The 11,663-nt window shown below is 71.7% G+C and carries 7 protein-coding genes; 3 read left to right on the forward strand and 4 right to left on the reverse strand.

Annotated elements, in window-relative coordinates; genetic code table 11:
- Nucleotides 1-36 precede the first annotated feature (36 nt).
- Nucleotides 37-3,333, forward strand: a complete 3,297-nt coding sequence (locus ACZ56L_RS14835) for a S8 family serine peptidase (RefSeq protein ID WP_471064244.1) — start codon at nt 37-39, stop codon at nt 3,331-3,333.
- 154 nt (nt 3,334-3,487) lie between these two features.
- Here the strand turns inward: ACZ56L_RS14835 and ACZ56L_RS14840 are convergent, their stop codons facing one another.
- Nucleotides 3,488-4,189, reverse strand: coding sequence for a nitroreductase family protein (locus tag ACZ56L_RS14840; RefSeq protein WP_345222935.1), 702 nt, complete (start codon nt 4,187-4,189; stop codon nt 3,488-3,490).
- Nucleotides 4,190-4,391: 202 nt separating this feature from the next.
- Here ACZ56L_RS14840 and ACZ56L_RS14845 point away from each other — a divergent pair, with 202 nt between their 5' ends.
- Complete coding sequence (locus tag ACZ56L_RS14845; RefSeq protein ID WP_468686161.1) at nt 4,392-5,420, forward strand: aspartate-semialdehyde dehydrogenase; 1,029 nt, start codon at nt 4,392-4,394, stop codon at nt 5,418-5,420.
- A gap of 153 nt (nt 5,421-5,573) precedes the next feature.
- Nucleotides 5,574-8,159, forward strand: a complete 2,586-nt coding sequence (gene pepN / locus ACZ56L_RS14850) for an aminopeptidase N (protein WP_471064246.1) — start codon at nt 5,574-5,576, stop codon at nt 8,157-8,159.
- A gap of 111 nt (nt 8,160-8,270) precedes the next feature.
- On the opposite strand, the gene alc is transcribed toward pepN, so the two are convergent.
- From alc to ACZ56L_RS14865, 3 genes are all read right to left on the reverse strand, one after another.
- Complete coding sequence (gene alc, locus ACZ56L_RS14855) at nt 8,271-9,398, reverse strand: allantoicase (protein WP_345222926.1); 1,128 nt, start codon at nt 9,396-9,398, stop codon at nt 8,271-8,273.
- Nucleotides 9,399-9,525: 127 nt separating this feature from the next.
- Nucleotides 9,526-10,431 carry a LysR family transcriptional regulator gene (locus ACZ56L_RS14860; RefSeq protein ID WP_345222924.1) on the reverse strand — a complete coding sequence of 302 codons (906 nt, stop codon included), beginning with the start codon at nt 10,429-10,431 and terminating at the stop codon, nt 9,526-9,528.
- Between the two features lie 10 nt (nt 10,432-10,441).
- Entirely contained in the window at nt 10,442-11,419 is a 978-nt protein-coding gene (locus ACZ56L_RS14865) for a DMT family transporter (protein ID WP_471064249.1), read from the reverse strand.
- Between the last annotated feature and the right edge of the window lie 244 nt (nt 11,420-11,663).

Here is an 11,663-nt window from a genome sequence, read left to right on the forward strand (position 1 = left end):
GGACTTCTTCCAGATCCTTCACATTCAGGGATGCACATGACCGCCACCCCCCAGCCCTCCGCGCCCCGCGCGGGCGGTGTCAGACGTACCGCGCGAATAGCCTTCGCGGCCTCGCTGGTCGCAGCGCTGTGTGCGACCGCGCCGCTGCCCGCCTTCGCCGCGGACGCCCCGGACCCCACTCCTCCGGCCCCCAAGGCCGCCGAGGCCAAGCTCGGCAGCGTCGACGAGGCGCTGCTCACCGAGGCGCAGAACTCGGGCGCGAAGGACGTCACCGTGATGGTGGCCACCGCGCCGGGCGCGACCGAGCAGGTCACGGCCCAGTTCGACGGCGTGCAGGGCGCGATCGTCGGCAAGCGGGACGACAAGCTCGGTTACGTGCGGGCCACGCTGCCCACCGCGAAGGCCGAGGCCGCGCTGAAGGCGGCCGCGAAGCTCTCCAGCGTCCACGCGATCGACCTCAAGCAGGAGATCAAGCTCGACGACCCGACGCCGTCCGCCGACCGCGCCCGGGGCGCCGCCGAGGCCGGCAAGGGCACGTACCCGGCGCCGGACCGGAACACCCCCGCCGAGAACCCGTACAACCCGTCCTTCGAGACGGGCGCCGTGGACTTCGTGAAGAAGAACCCGAAGGCGGACGGCCGCGGCGTCACCATCGGCATCATGGACTCCGGTGTCGACCTCGGGCACCCGGCGCTCCAGAAGACCACCACCGGCGAGCGCAAGATCGTCGACTGGGTGACGTCGACGGACCCGGTGGCCGACGGCGACCTGACCTGGCGTCCGATGCTCACCGAGGTCAAGGGCCCGACCTTCACCGCCGGCGGCCGGACCTGGAGCGCGCCCGAGGGCACGTACAAGTTCAACGTCTTCCGCGAGAACGCCACCACGGGCGGCGACGCCAAGGGCGACCTGAACCGCGACGGCGACACCACCGACGTCTGGGGCGTGCTGTACGACCCGGCCGCCGGGACGGTCCGGGTGGACCTGGACAACGACGGCGACTTCGCCGACGAGACCGCGATGAGCCCGTACAAGGACAAGTTCCAGATCGGGTACTTCGGCAAGGACAACCCGGCGACGGACGTCGTCGAGCAGATCCCGTTCGTGGTCGAGTACCGCAAGGACGTCGTCTACAACGGCGCCGGCGCGAAGGCCGACTTCGTCAACATCGGTCTCATCGAGAGCGAGCACGGCACCCACGTCGCGGGCATCACCGCCGCCAACAAGCTCTTCGGCGGCAAGATGAACGGCGCGGCGCCCGGCGCCAAGCTGGTGTCCTCGCGGGCCTGCACCTGGGACGGCGGCTGCACCAACATCGCCCTGACCGAGGGCATGGCCGACCTCGTCCAGAACCGCGGCGTCGACATCGTCAACATGTCGATCGGCGGTCTGCCGGCGCTCAACGACGGCAACAACGCCCGCGCCGAGCTCTACACCCGGCTGATCGACACCTACGGCGTGCAGTTGGTCATCTCGGCCGGCAACAGCGGCCCGGGCACCAACACCATCGGCGACCCGGCCCTCGCCGACAAGGTGATCTCGGTCGGCGCGTCCATCTCCAAGGAGACCTGGGCGGCCAACTACGGCTCGGTCGTGAAGACCAAGTACGCGATGATGCCGTTCTCCTCCCGCGGCCCGCGCGAGGACGGCGGCTTCGCGCCGACGATCACCGCGCCCGGCGCGGCGATCAACACCACGCAGACCTGGCTGCCCGGCGGGCCGGTCGCCGAGGCGGGCTACCCGCTGCCGGCCGGCTACCAGATGCTCCAGGGCACCTCGATGGCCTCCCCGCAGGCGGCGGGCGCCTCCGCGCTGCTGCTGTCGGCCGCCAAGCAGGCCAAGCTGGACCTCACCCCGGCGAAGCTGCGCACTGCGCTGGTCAGCGAGGCGGACCACATCAAGGGCGTGCAGGCGCACGAGCAGGGCGCCGGGCTCATCAACGTCGTCGACGCGTGGAAGTCCCTGAAGAAGGGCGCCACCGCGCACGAGTACACGGTGAAGGCCCCGGTCGACACCGCGATCGAGCAGGCGCTCAAGACGCCGGGCTTCGGCACCGGTCTGTACGACCGCGAGGGCGGCCTGAAGACCGGTCAGAAGAAGACGTACGACATCACCGTCACCCGCACCTCGGGCCCGGCCGGCGACGTCCGCCACGAGCTGCACTTCGAGAACAACGACGGCACCTTCCGCGTCGTCGGCGACGACGTCGTGAAGCTGCCGCTGAACAAGCCGGTCACGGTGAAGGTGTCCGCGCAGCCGCGCACCGGCGGCATCCACAGCGCCGTCCTGGAGGTCTCCGACAAGGCCACCGAGGGCATCGACAAGCAGATCCTGACGACCGTGGTCGCGGCCGACGAGCTCGCCAAGCCCGGTTACGCGCTGAAGAAGACCGGCACGGTCCAGCGCAACGCCCCCACCTCGTACTTCGTCAACGTCCCCGCGGGCGCGAAGAACCTGGAAGTGGCGCTGAGCGGGCTCGCCGCGGGCAGCCAGACCCGGTTCATCTCGATCCACCCCTACGGCGTCCCGTCCGACCCGACGGCGACCACCAACTGCTACCCGAACTACACCAACCCGGCGAACACCTGCCGCCCGGACGTGCGCTCCTACCCGGAACCGGCGCCGGGCGTCTGGGAGATCGAGGTCGAGTCGCGCCGTACGTCGCCGCTGCTGGACAACCCGTACACGCTGGACGTGACGCTGCTGGGCGCCACCTTCGACCCCGCGGTCAAGGTCGTCCCCGAGGCGAAGGCCGGCACGCCGGCCCCCGTCGAGTGGAAGGTCACCAACGACTTCGGCGCTCTCACCGGCAAGCTGAAGGGCGGCCCGCTGGGCTCCGCCAAGGTCGCCACGCCGGCCATCAAGCAGGGTGAGACGCAGGAGACCACGGTCGTCCTCGGCGAGGGCGTCGAGCGCCTGGACGTCGCCATCGGCAAGGTCTCCGACGCGAAGGCGGACCTGGACCTGGTGGTCCTGAAGGACGGCAAGGAGGTCGGCAAGGCCGCGGACGGCGACTCCGAGGAGGCCGTCAGCCTGGTCAAGCCCGCCGCCGGCACGTACACCATCGTCGTGGACGGCTACTCGGTTCCGGCCGGCAGCACCACGTACGACTACCGGGACGTGTTCTTCGCGCCGTCGCTCGGCACCGTCACGACCGACGAGAGCAAGACCGTCACCCTCGCCAACGGTGCGTCCGCCCAGGTCACGGCCTCGGTGAACGTCGGTGGCGCGGCGCCGGAGGGCCGGCAGTTCTTCGGCCAGGTGCAGCTGCTGAACGCGCGCGGCACGGCCGCGGGCACGGGCAGCGTGCAGATCGACAAGGTCGTCCAGTAACGGACTGATCTTCCTGTACGAGTGAGGGGCGGGCCGGAAGTCTCCGGTCCGCCCCTTCCGTGCGTCCGGGGGCCGGGGCGGGCGCGGGCGCGGGCGCGGGCGCGGGCGCGGGTGCGGTGGCAGGTGCGGATGCGGTGACAGGCGCAGGCGCCGGTCAGATCTCGACGAGGACCTGGTCCAGGGACTTGCGGACCAGGTCGGGGACCCGGCAGTCGTCGGCCGGGTAGCCGACCGGGATCACCGCGAAGGCCTTCTCGTTGACCGGGCGGTGCAGCACCTCGGAGAGGAAGCGCATGGGGCTCGGGGTGTGGACGAGGGCGGCGAGGCCCGAGAGGTGGAGGGCGGACAGGAGCATGCCGACCGCGATGCCGACCGACTCGTCGACGTAGTAGTGCTTGCGCTTGGTGCCGTCCTCGGCGAGCCAGTAGCGCTGCTGGAAGACCACGATCAGGGCGGGGGCGTCCGTGAGGTGCGGCTTGACCTCGTCGGTGCCCAGCGGGCGGAGCGCTTCGAGCCACTCCTCGCCGAGCCGGCCGTCGTAGGAGAGCTGCTCCTCCGCTTCGGCGGCCTCGCGTATCCGGCGGCGTACGTCGGGGTCCTTGACCAGGACGAAGGTCCAGGGCTGCTGGTGGGCGCCGGACGGGGCGGTCGCGCCGCACGCGATGGCGTCCCGGACGACCTGCTCGGGGACCGGGTCGGTGGAGAACTGGCGGACCGTGCGGCGCTCGTCCATGCGGGCGCGCAGCTCGGCGGCGCGGGCCAGGGACGCGGCGGCGTCCATCCGGGCGGGGGTGTACGGGACCGGCCGGTAGGGGTCGCCGTGGGTCGGCGTCCACTTGTTCTTTGTCACAGTCATGGGCAGAGCATGAAGGGGGCAGGGACCCTGTGTCCGGAGGTTCGGGAAATCCGGTGCCCGCTGTCCGCTGAGCGGACGCTTCGCGGCGCCTCGGTCCGCCCCTCGGACAACCGATTGGACAAGCCGGACGGCACCTCCCGCATCATGGGTGCCATCGCCGCAGGTCGCCATGCCTGCACACACAAGGGACTGAGGAGTCACCGTGAGGGTCGGAATCGTCGGAGCCACCGGTCAGGTCGGCGCAGTTGTGCTGCGGATCCTCGCGGAGCGGAAGTTCCCGGTGCAGGAGCTGCGGCTGTTCGCCTCGGCGCGCTCCGCCGGCACGACGCTGGAGTGGGACGGCAAGCCGGTCGTCGTCGAGGACGCCGCGCAGGCCGACTACACGGGCCTCGACATCGTGATCTTCTCCGCCGGCGGCGCCACGTCCAAGGCGCTGGCCGAGAAGGTCGCCGCCCAGGGCGCCGTCGTCATCGACAACTCCTCCGCCTGGCGCCGCGACCCCGAGGTCCCGCTCGTGGTGTCCGAGGTCAACCCGCACGCGGTGGCCGACCGCCCCAAGGGCATCATCGCCAACCCGAACTGCACGACGATGGCCGCGATGCCGGTGCTGCGTCCGCTGCACGACGAGGCCGGTCTGACCGCGCTGGTCGCCACCACCTACCAGGCCGTCTCCGGTTCCGGTCTGGCCGGTGTCGCCGAGCTCGACGGCCAGGTGAAGAAGATCGTCGACCAGGCGGCCGAGCTGACCCACGGCGGCGACAAGGTCGAGCTGCCCGAGCCGAACGTCTACAAGAAGCCGATCGCGTTCAACGTGCTGCCGCTGGCCGGCTCCATCGTGGACGACGGCTCCTTCGAGACGGACGAGGAGCAGAAGCTCCGCAACGAGTCCCGCAAGATCCTGGAGATCCCGGAGCTGAAGGTGTCCGGCACCTGTGTGCGCGTGCCGGTCTTCTCCGGCCACTCGCTCCAGGTCAACCTGCGTTTCGAGCGTCCGCTCAGCGTGGCGCGCGCCTACGAGCTGCTCGGCGGGGCGCCGGGGGTGGCGCTCTCGGAGATCCCGACGCCGCTGGAGGCGGCCGGGCAGGACGTCTCCTACGTCGGCCGCATCCGGGTGGACGAGACCGTGGAGAACGGCCTCGCGCTGTTCGTCTCCGGCGACAACCTGCGCAAGGGCGCCGCGCTGAACGCGGTGCAGATCGCGGAGCTGGTGGCGGCGGAGCTCAACGGCTGACGCGTCCCGTCACGACAAGGGCGGCGGCCCCCGGGGACCCGGGGGCCGCCGCCCTTGTCGTGTGCGCCCGCCGGGACCGCAAATCTCACTGCCGACTGCGGACCGGGCCGTGGAAGGATGGCCCGGAACGTCACGATCCGAGGAGATGACAGGGTGCCCGGTACCAATCTGACCCGCAAAGAGGCGCAGGAGCGCGCGCGGCTGCTCACGGTGGACGCGTACGAGATCGAGCTCGACCTCAGTGGCGCGCAGGAGGGCGGCACGTACCGCTCGGTGACCACGGTGCGCTTCGACTCCGCCGAGGACGGCGCCGCCAGCTTCATCGACCTGGTCGCGCCCACCGTGCACGAGGTCGTGCTGAACGGCGAGGCGCTGGACGCCGCGGCCGTCTTCGCCGACTCGCGCATCGCGCTGCCGTCGCTGCGCGGCGGGGCCAACGAGCTGAGGGTCGTCGCGGACTGCGCGTACACCAACACCGGTGAGGGCCTGCACCGTTTCGTCGACCCGGTCGACCAGCAGGCGTACCTGTACACGCAGTTCGAGGTGCCGGACGCGCGGCGGGTGTTCGCCTCCTTCGAGCAGCCCGACCTGAAGGGCACCTTCCAGTTCACCGTGAAGGCCCCGGCGGGCTGGACCGTGATCTCGAACTCGCCGACGCCGGAGCCCGAGGACGTCAAGGACGACGTCTGGGTCTTCGCGCCGACGCCGCGCATCTCGACGTACATCACCGCTCTGATCGCGGGTCCCTACCACGCGGTGCACTCGGTGTACGAGGGCGGGGACGGGCAGCGGGTGCCGCTGGGCATCTACTGCCGCCCCTCGCTGGCCGAGCACCTGGACGCCGAGGAGATCTTCGCCGTCACCCGGCAGGGCTTCGACTGGTTCCAGGAGAAGTTCGACTACGCCTACCCCTTCGCCAAGTACGACCAGCTCTTCGTGCCGGAGTTCAACGCGGGCGCGATGGAGAACGCCGGTGCGGTGACCATCCGCGACCAGTACGTGTTCCGCTCGAAGGTCACGGACGCCGCGTACGAGGTGCGGGCCGAGACGATCCTGCACGAGCTCGCCCACATGTGGTTCGGCGACCTGGTGACGATGGAGTGGTGGAACGACCTGTGGCTGAACGAGTCGTTCGCCACCTACACCTCGATCGCCTGCCAGGCCTACGCCGAGGGCTCGAAGTGGCCGCACTCCTGGACGACGTTCGCGAACTCCATGAAGACCTGGGCCTACCGGCAGGACCAGCTCCCCTCCACGCACCCGATCATGGCGGACATCCGTGACCTGGACGACGTGCTGGTCAACTTCGACGGCATCACGTACGCCAAGGGCGCCTCGGTGCTCAAGCAGCTCGTGGCGTACGTCGGCATGGACGCGTTCTTCGCCGGCGTGCAGGCGTACTTCAAGGCGCACGCCTTCGGCAACACGCAGCTGAGCGATCTGCTGGGCGCGCTGGAGCAGACCAGTGGCCGCGACCTGGGGACGTGGTCGCAGAAGTGGCTCCAGACGGCCGGGATCAACGTCCTGCGCCCGGAGATCGAGACGGACGCCGACGGCGTCGTCACCGCCTTCGCCGTCAAGCAGGAGGCGCCGACGCTGCCCGTGGGCGCGAAGGGCGTCTCCACGCTGCGGCCGCACCGCATCGCGATCGGCCTGTACGACCTGGACGACACGGGCCGACTGGTGCGCACCGACCGGGTCGAGCTGGACGTCGACGGCGAGCTGACGCCGGTGGAGGCGCTGGTGGGGCGGGCGCGTCCGGCCGTGGTGCTGCTGAACGACGACGACCTGAGCTACGCGAAGGTGCGTCTGGACGAGGCGTCGCTGGCCTTCGTCACCGAGCACCTGGGCGACTTCGCCGAGTCGCTGCCGCGCGCCCTGTGCTGGGCGTCGGCGTGGGACATGACGCGCGACGGCGAGCTCGCCACCCGTGACTACCTCGCGCTGGTGCTCTCCGGCATCTCCAAGGAGTCCGACATCGGTGTGGTGCAGTCGCTGCACCGCCAGGTGAAGCTGGCGCTGGACCTGTACGCGGCGCCGTCCTGGCGCGAGGCGGGCCTCTCGCAGTGGACGGAGGCGACGCTGGCGCACCTGCGGACGGCCGAGCCGGGCAGCGACCACCAGCTCGCGTGGGCGCGGGCGTTCGCCGCCACCGCGCGCACCCCGCAGCAACTGGACCTGCTGCGCGGGCTGCTGGAGGGTTCGGAGTCCGTCGAGGGCCTGGCCGTCGACACCGACCTGCGCTGGGCGTTCGTGAACCGGCTGGCGGCCGTGGGCGTCGTCGACGAGGACGAGATCGCGGCGGAGCTGGAGCGCGACAACACCTCGGCGGGCCAGCAGCACGCGGCCTCGGCCCGTGCGGCGCGTCCCACGGAGGCCGCGAAGGCGGAGGCGTGGGCGTCGGTCGTGGAGTCCGACGAGCTGACCAACTCCCTCCAGGAGGCGGTCATCGGCGGCTTCGTGCAGACCGACCAGCGGGAGCTGCTGGCTCCGTACACGGCGAAGTACTTCGCCGCGGTGAAGGAGGTGTGGGACTCCCGCTCGCACGAGATCGCCCAGCAGATCGCGGTGGGTCTCTACCCCGCGCTCCAGGTGTCGCAGGAGACGCTGGACGCGACGGACGTCTGGCTGGCGTCGGCGGAGCCGAGTGCGGCGCTGCGGCGGCTGGTGTCGGAGTCGCGCGCCGGTGTGGAGCGGGCGCTCAAGGCGCAGGCGGCGGACGAGGCGGCCGCTGCGTAACGGCGGACGAACGGGAGGAGGGCCCCGGCGCGGGTGGGTGTGCGCCGGGGCCCTCTGTTGTTCCCGTGCGTGCGGGTTCGCTGTCCACCGCACGCACGGAGCCTGTGGTTCCTAGTCGCTCAGGTCCGCGTAGCGGGCCGTGAGCTCGGCGTGGCCCTGCTCGGTGACGGTGCCGTGCAGGCGCATGCGGGCGACGCCGCCGTCGGGGAAGGCGTCGAGGCGCACGTGGGTGGCGACGGCCTGCGCGGGGAGCTTGAAGCGGTGCAGGGTGTCGGGCTGCAGCCTGGTGCGCGGCAGGATCTCGAACCAGTCGCCGCTGTCGCCGTTGCGGCCGCTGAGGGCGATCCAGCCGGCCGAGTTGCCCTTGAGGTAGGCGGTGTCGATCTCGACGGCGCGGATCGCGCCCTGGGCGACGAGCTTGAAGCGCACCCAGTCGTTGGTGTCGCGCACCCGGCGGCGGCGGTTCTCCCAGCCGTCGTCCATCTTGCGGGAGGTGCCGGGCAGGATGATCTGGGTGGGCGAGGAGTAGAACTTGTCGGAGGCGTCCTCGTAGGTGCCGCCGTTCTGCACGGCGACGAGGTCGACGGTGCCGAGGAGCTGGAGCCACTCGGGGTCCGGGACGACCTCGCCGTGCACGCGCAGCCGGGCGACGCCGCCGTCGGGGTGCTGGCACAGGCGTACGTGCGTGAAGCGGCGCTCGACGTCGATCGCGAAGGCGTTGGCCGCGTGGCCCCTGACGGGTGTGACGGGGACGATCTCCTCCCACTTCACGTCGTCGGCGAGGAGCTGCTCGGGGCTCGGGGAGCCCTCGACGGCGGTCGCCTGGACACTGACGCGCTGCGGGTAGTTGCCGCGGAAGTGGGCGGTGTCGACGACGATCCCGCGGATGACGCCGGCCGCGCCGAGCCGGATGATCGCCCAGTCGTGGTCCTCGGCCTCGGGGAAGGGGTGCTCGGCGTCGACGCCGCGGCGGCGGCGGGTCTCCCAGCCGTCCATGATCTTGCCCTTGTGCCCGAAGTGCTCCGGGTCGAAGACGGCGCGCTCGCGGATGAGGAGGTTCTCGCGCTCGGCGAAGAACTCGTCGTTGGCGGCGATGACACCGGCGCCGAGGCGGCGGTCGGCGAGGTCGACGAGCTCGGTGAACGGGAGGTCGCCCGCACCGCGGTAGTCGGCGTACGGGTCGCCTCCGCCGTAGGGGGCTGCGTCGTTGGCGTGCGGGTCGCTCTCGTTGGTCGTCATGGGTACGACTGTGGGGCCCCGGCACCGCCCAGGTCCATCGAAAGTTTTCGCACAGGCTTTGAAGCAGAACTGAACGATGGGGCGGCACGGCGATGCGGCCCCCGCCCGGAACCTTCGTGGAGCCGCTCTACGCCCTCTCGCCCGCGACCGCCCGCAGGGCCGCCAGCGCCCTGCCCACCGCGGGACCGTCCTCCGCGCCCCGGCGTACCGCGGCCACCACGTGGCGGCGCGGCTGATCGGCCTCCAGCACGCGCATCACGACGCCGGTGCGGCGTTCGGCGGCGGCCATCCGCGGGACCAGGGCGACCCCCATGCCCGCCTCGACCATGGCCAGGATCGCCGTCCAGCCGGCGGCGCTGTGCGCCTGCGCCGGCACGAAGCCCGCCGCCTCGCAGGCCGCGGTGGTGATCTCCGACCAGGGGCCGCTGCCGCCGAAGATCCACGCCTCGCCCGAGAGGTCCGCCAGGCGCAGGCCGGGGGCGGCGGCGAGCGGGTGGTGCGTGGGCAGCGCCACGTCGAGGGGGTCGGCGAGCAGCGGGACGCGGGCGAACCGCGGGTCGCGGGCGGTGGGCGCGTGCGCGGCGAGCGAGAGGGCGAGGTCGACGGCGCCGTCCGCGAGGAGTTCGTACGCCTCCGCCGCCTCCGCCTCCCGTACGCGCACCTCCAGGCCCGGATGCGTCTCGCGCAGGCGCCGTACGGCGGGTACGACGAGGGCGGGCACGGCGGTGGAGAACGCGCCGACGCGCACCTCGCCCGTCTCGCCCTTGGCGTAGCCCTCCAGGTCGGCCTCCGCGCGTTCCAGTTGCGCGAACACCGCCTCCGCGTGCCGGAGCACGAGGTGGGCGGCGTCGGTGAGGCGGACCCTGCGGCCGTGTGCCTCCAGGAGGGTCACGTCGAGCTGTCTGGCGAGGTTGGAGAGCTGCTGGGAGACGGCCGACGGCGTCATCAGGAGCGCTTCCGCGGTGGCCGTCACGGTGCCCCTCTCGCGCAGGGTCCGCAGGATGCGCAGCTTCTTGATGTCCCACTCGGTCATGACCCGCAACTTAGCGGGCCTTCCGCGGCCCGGCGGGACCGGTGGTGGCGCCCAGCACCACGCCGCCCAGGATGAGCGCCGCGCACAGCGCCTGGAGCCATCCGGTCTCCTCGCCCAGGACGGCGTGGGACAGCAGCGCCACGCAGACCGGCTGGAGGTAGTAGACGACGCCCGCGCGGGCCGCGCCGATCAGGGAGACCGCCTTGTTCCAGGCGAAGAAGGCGACGGCGGAGGAGAAGACGCCGACGTACAGGAGCGGGCCGACGGTGCCGGGGCGCGCCTCGAAGCCGCCCTGGACGGCGAGGCTGACGGCGTACACGGGGGCCAGCATCAGCGCGCCGAGGACGAACGTACTGAACAGGAAGGCCGGTCCGCCGATGCCGGCGGGCTTGCGGCGCAGCAGCGCGCTGTAGGAGCCGAAGCACAGCGCGGCGGCGATCATCCAGAAAGCGCCCGCCGACAGGCCGAGGGCGAGGGAGCCCTCGCTCACCAGCAGCAGGACGCCGGCGCAGGCGATCAGCATGCCGACGACCCGGCGCGCGCCGAGCCGCCGGCCGCCCAGGCGCTCGTGCACCGCCATGACGACGGGCGACGCGGCCATGATCATGCCCATGGTGCCGGCGGGGGTGTCGAGACCGGCCTGGTTGACGAGGGTGTTGTAGACGGTGACGCCGAGCAGGGCGGCGAGGGCGACGAAGCCGAGGTGCTCGCGCAGGACGGCGCGCTGCCGCCAGGTGGCGCGGACGGCGAAGGGGGCGACGGCGAGCAGGGCGACGATCCAGCGCCAGAAGGCGGCCTGGACCGGGGGGACGGAGTCGTGCAGTCCGCGGGAGGTGACGAAGCTGCCGGACCAGACGACGGTGGCGACGGCGGCGAGCAGGAGCCCGAGCCCGGCGCTCCTTCGGAGGGCCGGGCCGGGAGCGGTGCCGGCGTCCGGCTCGGTCGCGGCGGCGGTGGTGCTTCCCGGTGTGCGGTGGAGTACTGCCATCGTTGTCCCCCTGGGTGTCGCGGTGGCCGGTGAGGGCACCACCGTCACACCCGGGCGACCTTCAGGTCCATCGAAACTTTTCGACACCACTGTTCAGTGAAAACGAACGATGAAGGCGTGGGTGAACGCAGCGAGGGCGGCGGGGGGGGGAAAAGAGGTCTGTTAGAGGAAACACCAACCGCACAAAGCGGAAGCCGAGCTCCCGACCCCCTCCAGCACCTTCTCCACCCCCCACCCCCGCCCA

The organism is Streptomyces sp. NPDC039736, from assembly GCF_055596485.1.

Bases quoted from the DNA above. Each gene is read 5' to 3' on its own strand.
- ACZ56L_RS14840 (WP_345222935.1), bottom strand. From the start codon at position 4,189: ATGACTGTGACAAAGAACAAGTGGACGCCGACCCACGGCGACCCCTAC.
- ACZ56L_RS14865 (WP_471064249.1), bottom strand. From the start codon at position 11,419: ATGGCAGTACTCCACCGCACACCGGGAAGCACCACCGCCGCCGCGACC.
- ACZ56L_RS14860 (WP_345222924.1), bottom strand. From the start codon at position 10,431: ATGACCGAGTGGGACATCAAGAAGCTGCGCATCCTGCGGACCCTGCGC.
- alc (WP_345222926.1), bottom strand. From the start codon at position 9,398: ATGACGACCAACGAGAGCGACCCGCACGCCAACGACGCAGCCCCCTAC.
- ACZ56L_RS14835 (WP_471064244.1), top strand. From the start codon at position 37: ATGACCGCCACCCCCCAGCCCTCCGCGCCCCGCGCGGGCGGTGTCAGA.